This window comes from Geodermatophilus sp. URMC 63 (assembly GCF_053502565.1).
In genome coordinates, this window is record NZ_CP199956.1 from 608,089 (window position 1) to 627,929 (window position 19,841).

Here is a 19,841-nt window from a genome sequence, read left to right on the forward strand (position 1 = left end):
TCCAGGGACGTTCTACCGCCGTTCGCCCGGCCGTGGGCGGGCGGGGTGTCCCGGGGACGGCGGTCCGGCGGCCGGGCCGGTGCTCCCGGCGTCGGCGGCCAGCGCCTGCAGCGCGGCGCGCACCATCAGCCGGACGCCCACGCCGATGGCGCGCTCGTCGACGTCGAAGGTGCCGCGGTGCAGGTCGAGCGGCTCCCCGCCGCCGTGCGTGCCGAGCCGGGCCAGGGCGATCGGGACGACGTCGGCGAACCAGCCGAAGTCCTCCCCGCCCATGCTCTGCGGCGCCGGCCGCACGCCCTCGGGGCCCACGGTGCCCAGTGCCGCGGCGCGCAGCAGGGCCACCGTGCGCGGGTCGTTGACCACCGGCGGGACGCCGCGCACGTAGTCGACCGCCACCTGCGCGCCGGTCGGGGAGGTGACCCGCTCGACCAGCCGCCGCACCCGGCTCTCCGCGCCGGCCCACTCCTCGCGGTCGAGGACGCGCACGGTGCCGCGCAGGGTGCCGCGCTGGGGGATGGCGTTGGCCGCGACCCCGGCGTTGACCGCGCCCCACACCAGCGACATCCCCGCCCGCGGGTCCACCTGCCGCGACAGCAGCCCGGGCAGGTCGGTGATCAGCCGGCCGAGGGCGTCGACCAGGTCGACGGTCAGCTGCGGGCGGGCGGTGTGCCCGCCGGGCCCGGTGAGGACGACGTCGACCCGGTCGCAGGCCGCGGTGATCGAGCCGGTGCGCAGCCCCACCGCCCCGACGGGCGTGGCCGGGTCACAGTGCAGCGCGAACGCCCGCGACGCGCCCTCGAGGACGCCGGCCTCCACCACGTGCGCGGCCCCGCCGGGCACGGTCTCCTCGGCGGGCTGGAAGACGCAGCGCACGGTGCCGGGCAGGCCGTCCAGCTCCGCCAGCGCGAGCGCGGCGCCGAGGACGACGGTGGTGTGGACGTCGTGGCCGCAGGCGTGGCACATGCCCTCGCGCGTGGAGGCGTAGGGGACGTCCTTGAGGTCGGCCAGCGGCAGCGCGTCGATGTCGGCCCGCAGGACGACGGTGGGGCCGGGCCCGCCGCCGACATCGACGACCAGCCCGGTGCCGCCGGGCAGCCGCCGCGGGGCGAGCCCGGCCTCGGTGAGCCGCTCCTCCAGGTGGGCGGTGGTCTCCACCTCGGCGTAGGCGATCTCGGGGTGGGCGTGCAGGTGCCGGCGGACGCCGACGAGCTCGTCGGACCGGTCGGCCACCCACGCGTCGAGGCCGGCGGCCAGCTCCTCGGGGGTGCGGGTCATGCGGCGTGCCCGCCGGCGCAGGCCGCCGGGCCGGGGACGGGGCCGTCCGGAGAGGTGGCCGGGCCGTCGTCGGGCAGACCGTCGCGCAGCTCGCTCAGCAGGCCGTCGACGACGGTGCGCAGGTCGCCGCCCGCCGCGAGCGCGGCGGCGCGCTGGCGCTGGTAGGACGCGCCGACGGCGAGGACCCGCTCGACGCCGGCCAGCTCGGCCTCGCAGCCCAGCCGCCGCGCGGTGGGCGTGAGGTCCTCGGCGAGGTCGAGCAGCGCCTGGCGCACCGGGCGCACGGTGGCCTTCTCGTCGACGATGACGTCGGCGTCGAGGCCGTAGCGGGCCGCCCGCCACTTGTTCTCCCGCAGGATCCAGCTCGGCGGGGTGGGCAGGGTGTAGCCGCGGTCGAGCTGGGTGTCGAACTGCTCGACCAGGCACTGCGACAGCGCCGCCACCACGCCGATCTCCTCGAGCGTGGGCAGACCGTCGCAGATGCGCAGCTCCACGGTGCCGAAGCCGGGGTGCGGGCGGATGTCCCACCACACCTCGCGCACGCTCTGGACGGAGCCGGTGGCGATCAGCGTCTCCATGTAGGTCTCGAAGGCGGCCCAGTCGCGCAGCTGGTGCGGCAGCCCCGCGGTCGGCATGGCCTCGAAGACCTTGCTGCGCGCCGACGCCAGGCCGGTGTCGCAGCCGACCCAGAACGGCGAGGAGGCCGACAGGGCGAGGAAGTGGGGCACGTACTGGGTGAGCGCGTTGACGATCGGCATCGCCTTCTCCGGCGCGCGGACGCCGACGTGCACGTGGACGCCGAAGATCTGCAGCCGCCGGGCCAGCCACTGCATGCGCTCGACCAGCTGCAGGTAGCGCTCCTTGGGCGAGATCAGCTGGGTCTGCCAGTCGGTGAACGGGTGCGTGCCGGCGCACAGCAGGCCCAGCCCGCGGCGGTCGGCGGCGGCGGCGACCTCGGCCACCGTGCCGGCGAGGTCGGCGGTGGCCTCCTCGACGGTGGTGCACACGCCGGTGATGACCTCGACGGTCGACTGGAGCAGCTCGTGCTTGGCCTTGGGGTGCTCCTCGGCGCCCTCGGGGCGGATCTCCTCGAGGATCTCGACGGCCCCCGGCGACAGCTCCCGGCTCTCCCGGTCGACCAGCTGCAGCTCCCACTCCACACCCAGGCTGGCGCGCTCGGAGGAGGCGAAGGGGATCTGCACGCCACGAGGATAGGGACGACCGCGCCCCACCACCGCCCGGAACGGCGCGGACGGGTCAGACGGCGGCCAGCTGCGGTTCGGCGTCCGCCGGCCGGGCGAGCTGCACGGCCGCCGGCACCCGCCCGATCACCGCCGCGACCGCCCGGCGGCCGTAGCGGTCGGGGTGGACCCGCACGCAGCACAGGTCGCGGCTGACCACCGAGACGCCGGCGCCGTCGTCGGTGGGCAGCACCGCCTCGACCCGCGACCAGGGGATGCCGTGCACGTCGCCATCGGCGTCGCGGTGGGCCAGGCCGTCGTCGGAGACGACGAGCGCCACGCGGGCCGCCGGGTCGAGCAGCCGCCGGTGCAGGGGCGGCCGGAACAGCGTCCCGGCCGGGAGGTCCGGCAGCGTGCCGCACAGCGGACGGCGGACCACCCGGGGGTCCGGCCCGTCCCAGGCCGCGGTGTCGGGCACGGCCAGGACGGCGGTCGGCTCCGCGCGGCGCAGCGCCGCGGTGACCTGCGCGGGCGTGGTCGCCCGCCAGGCGGCCAGCGTGGCGGCCGGGGACCGGGAGGGCAGCCCGACCGCGGCGCAGTAGGCGGCATCGGCCAGCTCGGCGCCGGCGGCGTCCTCCTCGTCGAGCTCGGCCTCCAGCCCCGCGACGGCGTGGGCGACCTCCTGCGGCGTCGGGCCGTCGGCGCACAGCTCGGCGAACGTGTGCCACAGCAGGTCGGCGACCTCGGCGTCACGGCCGGAGCGGGCGTCGACGACGACGGCCACCTCGCGCCGGTCGGCGGCGAGGTCGAGGGTCAGCGAGTCGACGGCGTAGGAGAGCCCGCGGGTGTGCCGGGCCCGCTCGCGCAGCCGCTCCTTGGCGACGTCGATCCCGACGGCCAGCGCGACGTCGCCCGGCCGGTCGGTGGCCAGCAGCAGCCCGACGCCCGGTGCGTCGGTGCGGGTCCACACCGGGCCGTCCTGCGGCCGCGGGGCCGGCACCCGCCGCAGCGGCCGGGGACCGTCCGGCAGCGGCAGCCGCAGGCCCTCGGGCAGCGGGCCGTGGCACCACAGCGCCGCGTTGCCGCGGACGAACCAGCGGGCGGCGTGCGCCCGCACGGTCTCCTCGGTCAGGTGCTCCGGGCCGGGCCCGGCCGACACGGTCAGCCCCGGCCCGGTCAGGCCGTAGCGGGCGGCCCAGAGCGCGCTGACCGTCGAGGAGCCGGTGCCGCACCCCTCGGCCTGCAGGACGCCGGCCTCGGCGGCCAGCCGCTGCGTCGGCAGGTCGGCCAGCGCGCGGCAGATGCCCTCCAGGAACGCCCGGACGGCGGCCGGGCGGCCGGTGGCGAAGAACGCGGTGCTGTCGACGTCGGTGACGGCGTTGCAGCGCAGGTGCGTGCGGGGCAGCGCGGCCATGGCGAGGTGCTCGACCAGGTGCGTGACCTCGATCGTCGCGAACGTCTCGTCGCGCAGCCCGACCCCGAAGACGAGCGCAGCGGTCGTGCGCTGCGGTCCGGCGGCGGTGAAGACGGGGACGCCGTCGATCTGCGTTCGCTGCACGGCGGTCATGGTCGCGGCCGGCCGGCCCGCTCCCCCGGGCCGACACGCCACCCGGGGCGACTGGGGCGGGTGAGCCCGGTCGCCGTCCCGGGCCCGGGGTCCTGCGTTAGCGTCGCCCGGTGAGCGCACCCCCCGCCGGGACCGACCCCGACGCCCTCGCCCGCATCGCCGCGGCCGAGCTGACCTCGGCCCTGGGCGGGGGCCACGACGTGGCCGTCGTGATGGGCTCGGGCTGGGCCCCCGCCGCCGACGCCTTCGGCGAGCCCGCGGCCTCGGTCGGTATCGGCGACCTGCCCGGCTTCGCCGCCCCCACCGCCGTCGGCCACGGCGGGCAGGTGCGGTCGGTGCGCGTCGGCGACCGGCGGGTGCTGCTCTTCCTCGGCCGCACCCACCTCTACGAGGGCCGCGGCGTCGAGCCGGTCGTGCACGGCGTCCGCACCGCCGCCGCGGCCGGCGTGCGCACCGTCGTCCTGACCAACGCCGCCGGCGGCCTGGACCCGGGGCACCGGGTGGGCCAGGCGGTACTGATCGGCGACCACCTCAACCTGACCGCCCGCTCCCCGCTGGTGGGGGCGACCTTCGTCGACCTCACCGACCTCTACACCGCGCGGCTGCGCGCGCTGGCCCGGTCGATCGAGCCGGACCTGACCGAGGGCGTCTACGCGGCGCTGCCCGGGCCGCACTACGAGACGCCGGCCGAGATCCGCATGCTGCGCACCCTCGGCGCCGACCTGGTGGGCATGTCCACCGCGCTCGAGGCGATCGCCGCCCGCGCCGCCGGGATGGACGTGCTGGGCCTGTCGATGGTCACCAACGCCGCGGCCGGCATCACCGGGGAGGAGCTCGACCACGCGGAGGTGCTCGCCGCGGGCAGGGCGGCGGCCGGCGGGCTGGGCCGCTTCCTCGTCGAGTTCGTCGGCCGGCTGCCGTGAGCGGCCCGGTCCTGGTCACGGGCGCGGCCGGGCGCATCGGCACGGTGCTGCGCGAGGGGCTGCCCGAGCGGGGCTGGCCGGTCCGCAGCCTCGACGTCGTCGTGATCGCCGAGCCGCGGCCGGGTGAGGAGACCGTCGTCGCCGACGTCACCGACCTCGGTGCGCTGACCGCCGCCACGCAGGGCGCGGCCGCCGTCGTGCACCTCGGCGGCCTCTCCGGCGAGTCCACCTGGTCCGCGATCGCCCACGCCAACATCGAGGGCACGTACTGCGCGCTCGAGGCCGCCCGCCGCGCCGGCGTGCGCCGGGTCGTGCTGGCCAGCAGCAACCACGCCACCGGGTTCACCGGGCGCCCGGCGTCCGGCCCGCTCGGGGAGCACGACGGCCCGTCGCGGCCCGACACGTACTACGGCGTGTCCAAGGTGACCATGGAGGCGCTCGGCTCGCTGTACGCCGACCGCTACGGCCTCGACGTCGTCTGCCTGCGCATCGGCACCCAGGCCCCCGAGCCGCCGACGACGCGGGCGCTGGCCACCTGGCTCTCCCCGCGCGACGCCGTCGCGCTGGTCGACGCCGCACTGCGCGCCCCCTCGCCGGGCTTCCGCGTGGTGTGGGGCGTCTCGGCCAACACCCGCGGCTGGTGGGACCTCACCGGGGCCCGGTCGCTCGGCTACGAGCCGCAGGACGACGCCGAGACCCATGCCGCGGCGCTCACCGCGGCGCACGGCGAGCCCGACCCGGCCGATCCGGTGCACGCGCGGGTGGGCGGGGAGTTCACGCTGCCCGACCACGACGCCGAGGAGCAGGCGTGAGCGTGCTGGACGCCGCCCGCGCCTGGGCCGCCGCCGACCCCCACCCCGGTGACCGCGCCGAGGTCGAGGCGCTGGTCGCGGCCGGTGACACCGCCGAGCTCGGGCGCCGCTTCTCCGGGCCGCTGACGTTCGGCACCGCCGGGCTGCGCGGCCCGCTGCGCGCCGGGCCGGCCGGCATGAACGCCGCCGTCGTGACCCGGGCCGCCGCCGGGCTCGCCGCCTGGCTCACCCGCGCCGGGCACGCCGGCGGCGGCGTGGTGGTCGGCTTCGACGCCCGGCACCGCTCCGACGAGTTCGCGCACGTCTCCGCGGCGGTGCTGGCCGGCGCCGGGTTCGCCGTCCAGGTGCTGCCGCGGCCGCTGCCGACGCCGGTGCTGTCCTTCGCCGTCCGGCACCTCGGCTGCGCCGCCGGGGTGATGGTGACCGCGAGCCACAACCCGCCGCAGGACAACGGCTACAAGGTCTACCTCGCCGACGGCGCGCAGCTCGTCCCGCCGGCCGACCGCGAGATCGAGGCCGCGATCGCCGCCGTCGGCCCGGCGCGGGAGGTGCCGACGTCCGACGACTGGGTCACCCTCGGCGACGACGTCGAGGCCGACTACGTGGCGGCGGTGGTCCGGGCGCTGGACCCCGCGCAGGTGCCGGCGATCGTGCGGCAGGGGGTGACCGTGGCCTACACCGCGATGCACGGCGTCGGCGCGGCCACCACCCGGGCGGTGTTCGCCGCCGCCGGGTTCGCGCCGCCGGTCAGCGTGGCCGAGCAGGACGTCCCCGACCCGGCGTTCCCGACCGTCGCCTTCCCCAACCCGGAGGAGCCCGGCGCGGTGGACCTGCTGCAGGAGCTGTCCTCCCGCGTCGGGGCCACCGTCGCGATCGCCGAGGACCCCGACGCCGACCGCTGCTCGGTGGTGGTCGACGGCCGGCAGCTCACCGGCGACGAGGTGGGCGGCCTGCTCGCCGACTGGCTGCTGCGCCGCGGCGTGCGGGGCACGTACGCTTCGTCGCTGGTCAGCGGCTCGCTGCTGCACGCGCTGACCCAGGCGCACGGCGTCCGGTTCGCCGAGACCCCGACCGGCTTCAAGTGGATCATCCGCGCCGGCAGCGACGACGAGCCGCTGGTCTTCGGGTACGAGGAGGCGCTGGGCTACGCGGTGACGCCCGCGGTCGCGCGGGACAAGGACGGCATCTCCGCCGCCCTCGCCGTCGCGCTGCTGGCCGCCGAGCTGAAGGCGACCGGCCGCACCCTGGTCGACCGGCTCGACGAGCTCGCCGTCGAGCACGGGCTGTTCGCCACCGGCCAGCTGTCGGTGCGGGTCGAGGACCTCTCGGTCATCTCCGGCGCGATGGCCCGGCTGCGCGCCGCCCCGCCGACGCGGCTGCTCGGCCGGGAGGTCACCGCGACCGACCTGCTGCACGAGGACCCGCCGGTCGACGCCGTCCGGCTGCTCGGCGACGGCGTCCGCGTGGTCGTGCGCCCCAGCGGCACCGAGCCCAAGCTCAAGGCGTACCTGGAGACCGTCGTCCCCGTGCACGACGACGCCGGCGTCATCGCCGCGCGCGGCCGCGGCGAGGACGAGCTCGACCAGCTGCGCGCCGAGATGGCCGCCGCCCTGGGGGTGTGACCGTGGAGGTGCAGGCACTCGTCTTCGACGTCTTCGGCACCGTCGTCGACTGGCGCGGCGGGGTCGCCCGGGAGGCGGCCCGGCTGCTCGGCCCGGACGTCGACGCCGCCGCGTTCGCCGACGCGTGGCGGGCGCGCTACCAGCCGGCGCTGGACCGGGTGCGCTCCGGCGAGCGGCCGTGGACGGTGCTCGGCGCGCTGCACCGCGAGTCGCTGCCCGAGGCGCTGGCCTCCGTCGGGGTCGACGGGGTGACCGGCGACGTCGCCGGCGAGCTGGTCCTGGCCTGGCACCGCCTCGACCCGTGGCCCGACGCCGTCGCGGGGCTGACCCGGCTGCGCCGCTCCCACGTCCTCGCACCGCTGTCCAACGGCGGGGTGCGGCTGTCGGTCGACCTGGCCCGCCGCGCCGGCCTGCCGTGGGACCTGGTGCTCGGCGCGGAGGTCGCCGGCCACTACAAGCCCGACCCGGAGGTCTACGACTCCGCGCCGCGACTGCTCGACGTCCCGCCGTCGGCGGTGTGCATGGTCGCCGCGCACACCGACGACCTCGCCGCCGCCCGCGCGCGGGGCCTGCGGACCGCGTACGTGCACCGCCCCGACGAGTTCGGCGGGGACCCGGTCCCGCCGGCCGCCGACCCCGACGCCGACCTGTCGGTCGCCTCGTTCGAGGAGCTGGCCACCACCCTCGGCTGCTGAGCGCGTAGTAACGACTTGAGCGGTGGAGGTCTGAGACATCCCCCTGATGGGGTCGACGGGCTTGGTGTCCCAACCGCATCAGGAGGATGTCGTGTCCAACGGTAGTGTCCGTCGGCTGTCGCGTGGTGACCGTCGGCGCAACGAGAGGCTGGCCCAACTGAGGGCGGTGGTCTCCCGGGAGTCGGCGGTGTTGGCCTTCGATCTGGCCGCAGACAAACAGGTCTGCGCGCTGTGCGACTCCGACTCGGCGGTGATCGCTCGGCGCACGATCCGCGCGAAGGCCTGGCAGCTGTCCGAGGCGGTGGCCTGGGGGCTGGCCCAGGCGGCCGCGGCGGGTTTCTCCTCGGTCGTGGTGGCCTGTGAGCCGACCGGTCACCGATGGCGGGTGCTGGACCAGATCGCCGATCAGGCCGGTGTGCGGCTGGTGTGCGTGCAGCCGCTGCTGGTCGGCCGGGCCCGGGAGGCGGAGGACTTCACCCGGAACAAGAACGACGACTCCGACGCGGTGATCATCGCCCGGCTGGTCACCGAGCTGCGCTGTTACCTGCCCGAGCGGGCCGAGCCGGCCTGGGCCCGGCTGCGGCACCTGGGCGCTCGCCGCGCCGGCCTGGTGCTGGCCGCCGGCGCGGCCGGCGCGCAGGTCCGTGACCTGCTCGAGTGCGCCTGGCCGGTGGTGTTGGGCGCGGCGGTCGAGCCGCTGGAGTCGGCCAGCTGGCGGGCCGCGGTGACCGTCGTGCTCGACCGGGTGGGCGACACCGGCGATCTGGGTGTGATCCGTCGGTCGGGTTGGTCTCGGTTCGCTGCCGCGGTCCGCCGCGAACTGCCGCGGCAGGGCACCGCGCGCTGGCACTCGCCGATCGTGCGGGCGGTGTTCGCCGCCGCCACCGACCCGGCCCAGGCCGGTCTGGGGGTGGCTGAGCAGCGCGCCGGGGCGCTGGAGCGGGTCCGCTTCGCGTTGGAGGACTTGGCTCATGCCCGCGCCGAGCTCGCCGTCGTCGAGGCCCGGATGCGCGCCGTCCTCGACGCCTTGGGGCTGACCGAGCTGGTCACCAGCATTGTCGGGCTCTCCGCGGTCGGCGCGGCGGCGATCCTGGCCGAGACCGGCGACCCGCGCCGGTTTCCCAGTGCCCGCGCGCTGGTCAAGCACGCCGGGCTCTGCCCGCGGGACAACGCCTCCGGCGGCTACCAGGGCAAGACCGCCATCAGTGGCCGCGGTCGGGCCCGGCTACGGCTGGCCGCCTGGCGGGCGATCTTTCCCGCGCTGCACCACAACCCGGTGCTGGCCGCCCGCTACGCCCACCTGGTCGGCCGCCCCGACCGGCCGCTGACCGACGCCCAGGCCCGGGTCGCGGTCGCCGGCAGCCTGCTGCGCCAGCTGCACGCGGTGATCACCACCGGCACCCCGTGGGATCCGGCGATCGCCGCCGGCACCACCCGCGCCGCAGGGGAGGCCGTCCCGGCAGCTTGAGCGCCTGCTGGTCACGGGCGGGGCGAGCCCGCATGCGCGTCGGGATCACATCCCGCAAGGGACCCTGGGCAGCCCCGCCCGTCTCCTATCAAGCCCGGATGAAGGCTGTCGGGAACAACCCGCTTGACGCTACGTAGGGCCGGAGACGGGCACCGGGCACCGCCCGCAGCAGCGCACACCTACCACCGAGATCAGCTCGATCGGGACACCGGCCGAGCCACCCCACCCTGCCCGCACCACCCCAACCCCGGACTTGACCTCGACCTCATAGGTTGGTCCCTGCCGGTCGAGGCCCGCGGGGTCAGGCGGGCACGGTCTCCCGGCAGCCGGAGGCCAGCGCGCGGGAGGCGGCGGCGAGCACGACGACGACGTCGCGGGCGAAGCCGACGTCGAGGGCGGAGGTGCCGCCGGTGAGCGCCGCCTGGGTGAGCTCGGTGACCGCCGCGCGGTGCGCCTCGACGACGGCCGCGTCGTCCCGTTCGGGCAGCAGCACCAGCCGGCCCGCGTCGCCGTGCACGGTCACCTCGACGCCGCCGGCCATGGGCGCCACCGTCGACGACAGCGTCACCGTGCTCGACGCCCCGGAGGCGTGCCGCAGCACCAGGTGCACGGTGTCCCCGCGGCCGGCGCCGGCCTGCACCGAGACGACGGGGCCCAGCGCCGGCACGAGCAGCCCGAGCGCGTGCGGGCCGACGTCCCACAGCGCGCCGTGCTCGCGCCGCCAGGCCGTGTCGAACGGGCTCCCGGCCAGGGACCCCAGCCAGCTGACGGCGCCGCCGGCCAGCGGGGCGCGGGCGGCCTGCTCCAGCCAGGTGGCGGTGTCCGGGCGGAACCGGTCGGTGAAGAACACGACCGAGGCGACCCCGGCCGCGCGGACGGCGTCGACCACCCGCTCGGCGTCGGCGACGGTGAGCCCGATCGGCTTCTCCAGCAGCAGGTGCCGGCCCGCCGCGGCGGCGCGGACGGCGAGCCCGACCTGCACGTCGGGCGGGACGGCCACCGACACCGCGTCGACGTCGGCGAGCAGCGCGTCGAGGTCGTCGGTGCCCGGGACGTCGAACTCCGCCCCGGCGGCGGCGGCCTTGGCGGCGTCGCGGCCCCAGAACGCCACGAGCTCGGCGTCGTCGGCCCCGGCGAGGGACGTCGCGTGCACCCGAGTGGCCCAGAACCCGGTACCGAGGACGGCGAAGCGCACGGTCAGACCGCGCCGAACTGGCGGTCGCCGGCGTCACCGAGGCCGGGGACGATGTAGGCCTTGTCGTCGAGCCCCTCGTCGACGCTGGCGGTGAACACCCGCAGCGGCAGACCGCTCTCCTCCAGCCGGGCCAGCCCCTCGGGCGCGGCCAGCGCGCACAGCACGGTGATCTCGGTGGCGCCCCGGTCGGTGAGCAGCGTGCAGCAGTGCACCAGCGAGCCGCCGGTGGCCAGCATCGGGTCGAGGACGAAGACGTGGCGGCCGACCAGCGACTGCGGCAGCGAGGCCATGTAGGCCTCGGGCTGGAAGGTCACCTCGTTGCGGGCCAGCCCGACGAAGCCCATCTGCGACTCCGGCAGCATCCCGTGCGCGGTGTCGGCCATGCCCAGCCCCGCCCGCAGCACCGGGACGATCAGCGGCGGCGCGGCCAGCCGGTAGCCCGTCGTCGCGGTGACCGGCGTGCTGATCGGCTCCTCGGCCACCGCCAGGTCGCGGGTGGCCTCGTAGACCAGCATCTGGGTCAGCTCGCGCAGCGCCGCCCGGAAGGCGGCGTTGTCGGTCCGCTCGTCGCGCATCCGCGACAGCCGGGCGCGGGCCAGCGGGTGGTCGACGACGGTCAGCTGCACGCGCGCCACCGTATCGGTCGGCTCACGGGGCCACGGCCAGGAAGAGGAACCCGGCCAGCAGGACCAGGTGGACGACACCCTGCAGGCCCGTGGCCCGGCCCGGCACCACGGTGAGCACCGCGACGGCCAGCGCCGCGACCGGCGCGACCGTGGTCCAGGCCAGCAGGGCCGGGCGGGTCGTCGTCGCCATGCCCCCACGCTTCCACGCGCGGGGGTGAGCCCCGGGTGACCGCGGTCCCGGAGGAGCCGGTCGCCCAGGGAGAATGGCCGCATGACCCACGTGCTCGACCCCGGGACGCTGGCGGCCGGGACCCGGCCCGGCCCGGGGTCCGGGACGGCGTTCGACGACGTGACCCGCTCGGACGCCACCCTCCGCGCCTTCCTGCACGGCCTGCCCGGCGTCGACCAGGTCGGTGCCGAGCAGCGCGCCGCCACCCTCGGCACCCGCTCGATCAAGACCACGGCCAAGGCCTGGGCGATCGACACCGCCATCTCGATGGTCGACCTGACCACCCTCGAGGGCGCCGACACCCCCGGGCGGGTCCGCTCGCTGGCCGCCAAGGCACGCCGCCCGGACCCCACCGACGCCTCCTGCCCGCCCGTGGCCGCCGTCTGCGTGTACGGCGACCTCGCCGGCGTCGCGGAGGAGGCCCTGGCCGGCACCGGCATCAAGGTCGCCGCCGTGGCCACGGCGTTCCCGAGCGGCCGGGCGAGCCGGGCGGTCAAGCTCGCCGACGTCCGCGACGCCGTGGCCAACGGCGCCGACGAGATCGACATGGTCATCGACCGCGGCGCCTTCCTGGCCGGCCGCTACCTCGACGTGTTCGAGGAGATCGTGGCCGTGAAGGAGGAGTGCGCGCGCGTGGACGAGGACCCGGCGCACCTCAAGGTCATCCTCGAGACCGGCGAGCTGGTCACCTACGACAACGCCCGCCGCGCCTCCTGGCTGGCGATGCTCGCCGGCGCCGACTTCGTCAAGACCTCGACCGGCAAGATCTCCCCCGCCGCCACCCTGCCCGTGTGCCTGGTGATGCTCGAGGCGGTCCGCGACTTCCGCGCCGCCACCGGCCGCCAGGTCGGCGTCAAGCCCGCCGGTGGCATCCGCACCACCAAGGACGCCGTCAAGCACCTGGTGCTGGTCAACGAGACCGTCGGCGCCGACTGGCTCTCCCCCGACTGGTTCCGCCTCGGCGCCTCCAGCCTCCTCAACGACCTGCTCCTGCAGCGGCAGAAGCTGCGCACCGGCCACTACTCCGGCCCCGACCACGTGAGCGTCGACTGACATGAGCCAGCTCTTCGAGTACGCCCCCGCCCCCGAGTCCCGCTCGATCGTCGACGTCGCGCCGTCCTACGGCCTGTTCGTCGACGGCGAGTTCGTCGACGGCTCCGGCGAGACCATGAAGACGGTCAACCCGGCCACCGAGGAGGTGCTCAGCGAGATCGCGGTGGGCACCGAGGCCGACGTCGACCGCGCCGTCAAGGCCGCCCGCCGCGCGTTCACCCGCGTCTGGGGGCCGATGCGCCCCGCCGACCGCGGCAAGTACCTGTTCCGCATCGCCCGGCTCCTGCAGGAGCGCGCCCGCGAGTTCGCCGTCCTGGAGTCGCTGGACAACGGCAAGCCGATCCGGGAGTCCCGCGACGTCGACGTGCCGCTGGCCGCGGCGCACTTCTTCCACCACGCGGGGTGGGCCGACAAGCTCGCCCACGCGGGCCTGGGCCCCGACCCGCGGCCGCACGGGGTGGCCGGCCAGGTCATCCCGTGGAACTTCCCGCTGCTGATGCTGGCCTGGAAGGTCGCCCCGGCGCTGGCCACCGGCAACACCGTCGTCCTCAAGCCGGCCGAGACCACCCCGCTGACGGCGCTGCTGTTCGCCGAGGTGTGCCGGCAGGCCGACCTGCCCCCGGGCGTGGTCAACATCGTGACCGGCGCCGGCGACACCGGGCGGGCCGTCGTCGAGCACGAGGACGTCGACAAGGTCGCCTTCACCGGCTCGACCGAGGTGGGCCGCTCGATCGCCCGCGCCGTCGCCGGCACCCGCAAGGCGCTGACCCTGGAGCTCGGCGGCAAGGCGGCCAACATCGTCTTCGACGACGCCCCGGTCGACCAGGCCGTCGAGGGCATCGTGCGCGGCATCTTCTTCAACCAGGGCCACGTGTGCTGCGCGGGCTCGCGGCTGCTGGTCCAGGAGAACGTGCACGACGAGGTGGTCGCCTCGCTGCAGCGGCGGATCGGCACGCTGCGGGTGGGCGACCCGCTGGACAAGAACACCGACGTCGGCGCGATCAACTCCGCCGAGCAGCTCGCCCGCATCCGGGAGCTCTCCGACGTCGGCGAGGCCGAGGGCGCGCACCGCTGGCAGCCCGCCTGCGAGCTGCCCGACCGCGGCTGGTGGTTCCCGCCGACGGTGTTCACCGGGGTCTCCCCCGCCCACCGCATCGCCCGCGACGAGGTGTTCGGGCCGGTGCTGTCGGTGCTCACCTTCCGCACGCCCGACGAGGCGGTGGCCAAGGCCAACAACACCACCTACGGGCTGTCGGCGGGCATCTGGACGGAGAAGGGCTCGCGGATCCTGGCGGTCGCCGACCGGCTGCGCGCCGGCGTGGTGTGGGCCAACACGTTCAACCAGTTCGACCCGACGTCGCCCTTCGGCGGCTACAAGCAGTCCGGCTATGGCCGCGAGGGCGGCCGGCAGGGCCTGGCCGCCTACCTGAAGGGGGCGTCCTCCTGATGACCGACCGCCTGGCCGTCCGCAAGACGTCCAAGCTCTACCTGGGCGGGGCCTTCCCGCGCTCGGAGTCCGGCCGCACCTACCCGGTCACCGACGCGCGTGGGGCGTTCCTCGCCAACGCCGCGCAGGCCTCCCGCAAGGACGCCCGCGACGCCGTCGTCGCCGCCCGGGCGGCGTTCGGGAAGTGGTCGGGGGCCACCGCCTACAACCGCGGCCAGGTGCTCTACCGGGTGGCCGAGGTGATGGAGGGCCGGCACGCGCAGTTCTGCGAGGAGGTGGCCGCCGGCGAGGGGGTCTCGGCCGGTCGCGCCCGCGCCGTCGTGGACGCCGCCGTCGACCGGTGGGTCTGGTACGCCGGGTGGACCGACAAGCTCGCGTCGGTCCTGGGCAGCGCCAACCCGGTCGCCGGGCCGTTCTTCGACTTCTCCCTGCCCGAGCCGACCGGCGTGGTCGCGGTCCTCGCGCCGCAGCGCTCGTCGCTGCTGGGCCTGGTCAGCGTGCTCGCACCGGTGCTCGCCGCCGGCAACACCGCCGTGGTCGTCACCTCGCGGGACCGGCCGCTGCCGGCCGTCACCCTCGGCGAGGTGCTGGCCACCAGCGACGTGCCCGGCGGCGTGGTCAACCTGCTCACCGGCGACGCCGCCGAGCTGGGCCCGTGGCTGGCCGAGCACGACGACGTCGACGCCGTCGACCTGACCGGCGCGCCGCCGACCCATGCGATGGAGCTCGAGCGGCTGGCCGCCGGGAGCATCAAGCGGGTGCTGCGCCCGCCGGCCGAGGAGGCGGACTGGGCCGCCGACCCGGGCCTCACCCGGATGACGGCCTTCCTGGAGACCAAGACGGTCTGGCACCCGATCGGGCTCTGACGGCCCTCCTGCAGGGACCCGCCGCGAGCTCGCGAGTGGCGGGGGGCAGGAGGGTCCTTCCGCTGGGACCCGATCGACTGGTGACCGGCCCCGTGCCGCGGCTCACCGCGACCGACGCGTGGCTCACCGGCCACCACGCCGACCGTGACGCGCCCGTCCCGGCGTGACCGGCGGCGTGGCAGCGGCTCCCCGGGTCGCGGTCACCGGTGGACCCGGCAGGATGGGCGCGTGGCCAGGCCCAGCATCGTCCCGATCGCCCTCACCGTCGACGACCGCACCGGCTACACGCTGTGGGCTCCGCCGTGGGAGGAGGACGGCGAGGAGTGGCAGGCCTTCCTCGGCACCTCCGAGGGCGAGACGGCGACGGTCCACCTCTTCCCCACCCCGGCCGCGCTGGCCGCGTTCTGCCGCACCAGCACCGACCACGACCTCGCCGACCACCCGGTGTGGCCGGTCGTCACCGGGCTGGGCGCCGCGGACCTGACCCCGGACGACGACCACCGCTACGACCTCGACGGCGTCTACGACATCGCCGCCGAGAACCCCGACCGCTGGGCGGTGGAGGAGCTCGCGGCCACCATCGACATCGTGAGCCGGCTGGCCGAGTGCCTGGACAGCGCCGGCCCCGACGAGGACGACGCCGCGCCGGTCACCCGCGACACCGACACCGCGGACGACGACACCGCGGACGACGACACCGCGGACGACGACGAGGAGACCGAGTTCCCGGCGCTGGCCGAGCTGGTGGCCCGCCCCGAGATCGGCTCGTTGGGCCTGGGCGTGGACGCGTTCGTCGGCCGCTCCGGCGAGGACGCCTGGGTCGGTGTGGGCGGCGCCCTCGACGACCTGTGGGAGGACGTCCTCGAGGAGCTCGCGGCGCACCTGGACTGGACCGGCGCCGGCACCACGACCCTCGAGGCCTACCCCTCGGTGGCCGAGGACGAGGACGACCTCGACGACGAGGACGACACCGCGGACGACACCGAGGACTCCGAGGACTCCGAGGAGGACACCGGCCCGACCGCCGGTCCGCAGCGGACGGTCGCGCTGGGCTCGGACGGCTCGGGCAACCGGCCGGCCGCGGGCTCGACCGCGGCCGCCCCGGCGGAGGCCGCGACCGCGGGCGTGAGCACCATCCGCGGCGGCAGCCGGATCACCGCGACGCCGGCCGCGGTGGCCGCAGCGGCGGAGTTCTGGGAGGCCGTCGGCATCCTGCCGGTGGAGATCGTCGTCCCCGAGGGGGCCGGGGTCACCCTGCGCTGCTACGTCGAGGACGTCGCCCGCTTCCTCGGCCGCGACGGCGAGGTCTTCCTGTTCGACACCCCCACGGACCTGGCCCGCTTCTGCGCCGGCGACGAGCGGCACGACCTCACCGAGATCGCCTCCTGGCCGGAGGTGGCCGACACCGACACCCTTCCGCTGCCGGCCGAGCAGGACCGCTACGACCTCACCGAGCTGTCGGAGGTGCTGGGCGAGGTGGCCGGCGGCGCCGGCGGCCTGGTCGACCACCGGGTGTTCGCCCAGCCCGTCGAGGGTGTCCGGGACGTCGCCGAGTACGCCGGGCTGCGGCGGGTCGACGAGCTGCTCGCGCCCGGCGCGCCGCTCGGCCGCGCGGTCGCCCGCGCCGAGGCCGACCCCGGCGCGCCGCTGGCCGCCGAGGACGCCGCCGCACTGCGCACCGCGTGGGACGAGGTCGTGACCCAGGTCGAGAGCGCGCTGGTCTTCCGCCACTGAGGTCCGGCCCTCCACCCACGCGCCGGGGTCGGCGCTCGGGGTGGAGCGGGACGCCCGGACCCCTGTCCCCGGCATCGTCGTGCTCTGCCCACCGTGGTGGGCAGAGCACGACGATGCCGGGGGGTCCTGCCGGCTGGGGACGCACAGCGGCCGGCCCCGGGGACCCCGGGACCGGCCGCTGGTGCCGTGCTGGAACGGCCCCTCCTCAGGGTCCCGCGCCGAGCGTCAGCCAGGTGCGGGGGCGGAGGGGTCCTTCGTTCAGTCGCGCGCCGGCGTCGGGCGGTCGGGCCGCCCGCCGCGGGAGCCCTCGCCGGGGCCCCGGGACCGGTCGCCGTGGGGACGGCGCGGGCGGTCACCCTCGCCAAGGGGACGCCGCGGGCGGTCGCCGTCCCGGCGGGGACGGTCGCCCTCACCGTACGAGCGACGCGGCCGCTCGCCGTCCCGGCGCGGACGCCGGCCGCCGGGACCGCCGTGCGGGCGGCGCGACTCGCGCGCCGGCCGCTCGACCGGCTCCACCGGCACGCCGCTGGCCACGAGCTCGGCGATCGAGGCGTCGCCGGGCCGGACGCGGTCGACCCGCGGGTCCACCTTGGCCTGCCGGAACCGGCGCTTGGCCTGCCCCACCTGGTCGGGCAGCAGCAGCGAGACGACGACACCGGCCGCCCCGGCGCGGGCGGTGCGGCCCGAGCGGTGCAGGTAGGTCTTGTGGTCGGCCGGCGGGTCGTAGTGCAGCACCAGCGAGACGTCGTCGACGTGGATGCCGCGGGCGGCGACGTCGGTGGCGACCAGCACGGGGCTGCGGGCGTCGGTGAACGCCTCCAGCGCCCGGCGGCGCGCCGACTGCGGCAGGCCGCCGTGGATGGCCTCGGCCTTGATGCCGACCGCCTGCAGGTTCTCGGTCAGCCGGTCGACGCCGAGCTGGGTGCGCGCGAAGACGATGGTGCGGCCCGGACGGGCGGCCAGCTCCTGGGTCAGCGGCACCTTGTCGCGGAAGGCGATGCTGTAGGCGAGGTGCTCGGCCGGCGGCGCCTCGCCACCCGGGCGCTTCACCTCGTGCCGCGCCGGGTCCGTGAGGTAGCGGCGGACCAGGGTGTCGACCTCGCCGTCCAGGGTGGCCGAGAACAGCAGCCGCTGGGCGTCGGGGCGGGTCTGGTCGAGCAGCTCCTGCACGACGGGCAGGAACCCGAGGTCGGACATGAAGTCCGCCTCGTCGACGACGCTGACCTCCACCTCGGCGAGGGTGGCCTCGCCCTGGGCGATGAGGTCCTGCAGCCGGCCGGGGGTGGCGACGACGACGTCGACGCCGCGGCGCAGCTGGGTGATCTGGCGGTACATCGAGGCGCCGCCGTAGACGGTGGCGAACTGGACGCCGGTGGCCTGGCCGAGAGGGGCCAGGTTGTCCGAGACCTGCTGCGCCAGCTCGCGGGTGGGCACGAGGACCAGCGCCCGCGGGGCACGCGGTCCGCGGCGGGCGGTGAGGCCCATGCGGGCGAGCACCGGCAGGCCGAAGGCCAGGGTCTTGCCCGAGCCGGTGGCCGCCTTGCCCAGCACGTCGCGCCCGGCGAGCGCGTCGGGCAGCACGGTGGCCTGGATCGCGAACGGGGAGCGGATGCCGCGCCGCTCGAGCGCGGTGACCAGCTGCTGGGGCAGACCCAGCGCGGCGAAGGAGGGCCCGGTCGGCTCGTCGGCCGGCTCGGGGGTGGTCGGGATGTCGATCGAGGGGTCGATCCGGGTGTCGATGGCGTCGACGGGGTCGAACGAGGACATGCGGGTGTGGGACTCCGATACAGCTCGGGCGCGTCCCGTGGCGGTGCGCGGGCGCCACCCCATCGAGAGGGTCGGCGTCCTCACTGGCGATCCCGGGCGTCGGGGACGCGACGGATCTGCACGGATGCGCTCGTGCCCGGACGGACCGTCCGGGAGGATGACCGGCGAGTGCCGGTACGTCAAGGGTAGCAGCGGTGATCAGCTCGTGATTCCGGCGAGCGCGGTGTCCGTGGTCACCGCAGCTCAGGAGGCTCGGGAGCGGCTCGGGAGCGGCTCAGGAGCGCAGCGCCGCGAAGCCGGGCCGCACCACGTCGTCGAGCAGCCGCGCGCGCTCGGCGTCGTCGGCGAACGCCGCCGCGAGCGCCCGCTCGGTCACCGTCTGCACGTCGCCCCACCCCCAGCCGCAGGTGGCGGCGACGGCGGCCAGTTCGCTGGTCACCGAGACCCCGCTCATCAGCCGGTTGTCGGTGTTGACGGTGACCGCGAACCCCGCGCGGTGCAGCCGGCCGACCGGGTGGGCGGCCAGGGAGGGGTAGGCGCCGGTCTGCACGTTCGACGACGGCGCGACCTCCAGCGGCACCTGCGCGTCGAGGACCCGCTGCGCGAGCGGCCCGAGCGGGCCCTCGCCGGGCACCTCGTCGGCGATCCGCACGCCGTGACCCAGCCGCTCGGCGGAGGCGCCGTCGAGGGCGGCCCGGATGCTGTCGACGCCGGCGGCCTCCCCGGCGTGGATGGTGCGGTGCGCCCCCGCCCGGTCGAGCAGCGCGATGGCCCCGGGGTGCCGGTCGGGCGGGAAGCCGATCTCCGGGCCGGCGAGGTCGAAGCCGACGACGCCGGCGTCGCGGTACCGGACGACGAGGCCGGCGACCTCCTCCCAGCGGTCGGCCTGCCGCATGGCGCACAGCAGCGTGCCGACGCGGATCGGGGTGCCTGCGGTCGCGGCCTCGGCGCTGCCGGCGGCGAACCCGTCGAGGATCGCCTCCACGGCCTCCTCGATCGGCGTCCCGCCCGCGGTCAGCAACTCGGGGGCCATGCGGACCTCGGCGTACACGACGCCGTCGGCGGCCAGGTCGAGCGCGCACTCGCGGGCCACCCGCCGGACCGCCTCCGGCCGCTGCATCACCCCGACGGTGTGCGTGAACGTCTCCAGGTAGCGCACCAGCGAGCCCGAGTCGGCGGCCTGCCGGAACCAGCGGCCCAGCTCCGCCGCGTCGCCGGCGGGCAGGTCGCGGTAGCCGGTCTCGTCGGCGAGCTCGAGCACCGTCTGCGGCCGCAGCCCGCCGTCGAGGTGGTCGTGCAGCAGGACCTTGGGGGCGCGGCGGATCGAGTCGGCGTCGAGCGGTGCGGGCACCCGGCCATTGTCGCCGTCGCCGCCCGCAGC

Annotated in this window: 17 protein-coding genes; 9 read left to right on the forward strand and 8 right to left on the reverse strand. The window is 76.5% G+C overall.

The annotated features are described in order from the left end of the window. Positions 1-12: 12 nt before the first annotated feature. Genes ACWIZO_RS02875 through ACWIZO_RS02885 form a run of 3 tightly spaced genes read right to left on the reverse strand, consistent with a single transcriptional unit; the run spans position 13 to position 4,014 of the window. Complete coding sequence (locus tag ACWIZO_RS02875; RefSeq protein ID WP_448641043.1) at positions 13-1,275, reverse strand: amidohydrolase; 1,263 nt, start codon at positions 1,273-1,275, stop codon at positions 13-15. Then, positions 1,272-2,477 carry a glutamate--cysteine ligase gene (locus ACWIZO_RS02880; protein WP_448641044.1) on the reverse strand — a complete coding sequence of 402 codons (1,206 nt, stop codon included), beginning with the start codon at positions 2,475-2,477 and terminating at the stop codon, positions 1,272-1,274. Before ACWIZO_RS02880 ends, ACWIZO_RS02875 begins: the two co-directional genes overlap by 4 nt. A 55-nt stretch (positions 2,478-2,532) precedes the next feature. Beyond that, entirely contained in the window at positions 2,533-4,014 is a 1,482-nt protein-coding gene (locus tag ACWIZO_RS02885; RefSeq protein ID WP_448641045.1) for a hypothetical protein, read from the reverse strand. Positions 4,015-4,133: 119 nt separating this feature from the next. Between ACWIZO_RS02885 and ACWIZO_RS02890 the strand changes: the two genes are divergently transcribed. From ACWIZO_RS02890 to ACWIZO_RS02910, 5 genes are all read left to right on the forward strand, one after another. After that, entirely contained in the window at positions 4,134-4,946 is an 813-nt protein-coding gene (locus ACWIZO_RS02890) for a purine-nucleoside phosphorylase (protein ID WP_448641046.1), read from the forward strand. Continuing rightward, complete coding sequence (locus ACWIZO_RS02895) at positions 4,943-5,758, forward strand: NAD-dependent epimerase/dehydratase family protein (RefSeq protein WP_448641047.1); 816 nt, start codon at positions 4,943-4,945, stop codon at positions 5,756-5,758. The genes ACWIZO_RS02890 and ACWIZO_RS02895 overlap by 4 nt, the downstream gene beginning before the upstream one ends. Then, positions 5,755-7,380 (forward strand): phospho-sugar mutase, encoded by a 1,626-nt coding sequence (locus ACWIZO_RS02900; protein WP_448641048.1) that lies wholly within the window; start codon positions 5,755-5,757, stop codon positions 7,378-7,380. The genes ACWIZO_RS02895 and ACWIZO_RS02900 overlap by 4 nt, the downstream gene beginning before the upstream one ends. Further along, positions 7,377-8,075 carry a haloacid dehalogenase type II gene (locus tag ACWIZO_RS02905; RefSeq protein ID WP_448641049.1) on the forward strand — a complete coding sequence of 233 codons (699 nt, stop codon included), beginning with the start codon at positions 7,377-7,379 and terminating at the stop codon, positions 8,073-8,075. Before ACWIZO_RS02900 ends, ACWIZO_RS02905 begins: the two co-directional genes overlap by 4 nt. 187 nt (positions 8,076-8,262) lie before the next feature. Next, the gene (locus tag ACWIZO_RS02910) at positions 8,263-9,543 is read left to right on the forward strand and encodes an IS110 family transposase (RefSeq protein ID WP_448641050.1); all 1,281 of its coding nucleotides are present in this window, start codon (positions 8,263-8,265) and stop codon (positions 9,541-9,543) included. Between the two features lie 301 nt (positions 9,544-9,844). Here ACWIZO_RS02910 and ACWIZO_RS02915 read toward each other — a convergent pair whose 3' ends face one another. Genes ACWIZO_RS02915 through ACWIZO_RS02925 form a run of 3 tightly spaced genes read right to left on the reverse strand, consistent with a single transcriptional unit; the run spans position 9,845 to position 11,554 of the window. Beyond that, entirely contained in the window at positions 9,845-10,738 is an 894-nt protein-coding gene (locus tag ACWIZO_RS02915) for a Gfo/Idh/MocA family protein (protein ID WP_448641051.1), read from the reverse strand. A gap of 2 nt (positions 10,739-10,740) precedes the next feature. Continuing rightward, complete coding sequence (gene upp, locus ACWIZO_RS02920; RefSeq protein ID WP_448641052.1) at positions 10,741-11,364, reverse strand: uracil phosphoribosyltransferase; 624 nt, start codon at positions 11,362-11,364, stop codon at positions 10,741-10,743. Positions 11,365-11,386: 22 nt separating this feature from the next. Then, positions 11,387-11,554: a hypothetical protein gene (locus tag ACWIZO_RS02925; RefSeq protein WP_448641053.1), complete on the reverse strand. Its 168-nt coding sequence runs from the start codon at positions 11,552-11,554 to the stop codon at positions 11,387-11,389. 81 nt (positions 11,555-11,635) lie between these two features. On the opposite strand from ACWIZO_RS02925, the gene deoC reads away from it, so the two are divergent. The 4 genes from deoC to ACWIZO_RS02945 all read left to right on the forward strand — a co-directional run bounded on the left by deoC (position 11,636) and on the right by ACWIZO_RS02945 (position 16,693). Then, positions 11,636-12,646 carry a deoxyribose-phosphate aldolase gene (gene deoC, locus ACWIZO_RS02930; protein ID WP_448641054.1) on the forward strand — a complete coding sequence of 337 codons (1,011 nt, stop codon included), beginning with the start codon at positions 11,636-11,638 and terminating at the stop codon, positions 12,644-12,646. 1 nt (position 12,647) lies between these two features. Continuing rightward, positions 12,648-14,093, forward strand: coding sequence for an aldehyde dehydrogenase family protein (locus ACWIZO_RS02935; RefSeq protein WP_448641055.1), 1,446 nt, complete (start codon positions 12,648-12,650; stop codon positions 14,091-14,093). Next, positions 14,093-14,959 carry an aldehyde dehydrogenase family protein gene (locus ACWIZO_RS02940; RefSeq protein WP_448641056.1) on the forward strand — a complete coding sequence of 289 codons (867 nt, stop codon included), beginning with the start codon at positions 14,093-14,095 and terminating at the stop codon, positions 14,957-14,959. Before ACWIZO_RS02935 ends, ACWIZO_RS02940 begins: the two co-directional genes overlap by 1 nt. Positions 14,960-15,187: 228 nt before the next feature. Next, the gene (locus ACWIZO_RS02945; protein WP_448641057.1) at positions 15,188-16,693 is read left to right on the forward strand and encodes a hypothetical protein; all 1,506 of its coding nucleotides are present in this window, start codon (positions 15,188-15,190) and stop codon (positions 16,691-16,693) included. A gap of 258 nt (positions 16,694-16,951) precedes the next feature. On the opposite strand, the gene ACWIZO_RS02950 is transcribed toward ACWIZO_RS02945, so the two are convergent. Both ACWIZO_RS02950 and ACWIZO_RS02955 read right to left on the reverse strand, forming a co-directional pair. Beyond that, on the reverse strand, positions 16,952-18,460 hold the full coding sequence (locus ACWIZO_RS02950; RefSeq protein ID WP_448641058.1) for a DEAD/DEAH box helicase: 1,509 nt from the start codon (positions 18,458-18,460) through the stop codon (positions 16,952-16,954). 274 nt (positions 18,461-18,734) lie between these two features. After that, the gene (locus ACWIZO_RS02955; protein ID WP_448641059.1) at positions 18,735-19,811 is read right to left on the reverse strand and encodes an adenosine deaminase; all 1,077 of its coding nucleotides are present in this window, start codon (positions 19,809-19,811) and stop codon (positions 18,735-18,737) included. Between the last annotated feature and the right edge of the window lie 30 nt (positions 19,812-19,841).

Bases quoted from the DNA above. Each gene is read 5' to 3' on its own strand.
- ACWIZO_RS02925 (WP_448641053.1), bottom strand. From the start codon at position 11,554: ATGGCGACGACGACCCGCCCGGCCCTGCTGGCCTGGACCACGGTCGCG.
- ACWIZO_RS02935 (WP_448641055.1), top strand. From the start codon at position 12,648: ATGAGCCAGCTCTTCGAGTACGCCCCCGCCCCCGAGTCCCGCTCGATC.
- ACWIZO_RS02950 (WP_448641058.1), bottom strand. From the start codon at position 18,460: ATGTCCTCGTTCGACCCCGTCGACGCCATCGACACCCGGATCGACCCC.
- ACWIZO_RS02940 (WP_448641056.1), top strand. From the start codon at position 14,093: ATGACCGACCGCCTGGCCGTCCGCAAGACGTCCAAGCTCTACCTGGGC.
- ACWIZO_RS02875 (WP_448641043.1), bottom strand. From the start codon at position 1,275: ATGACCCGCACCCCCGAGGAGCTGGCCGCCGGCCTCGACGCGTGGGTG.
- deoC (WP_448641054.1), top strand. From the start codon at position 11,636: ATGACCCACGTGCTCGACCCCGGGACGCTGGCGGCCGGGACCCGGCCC.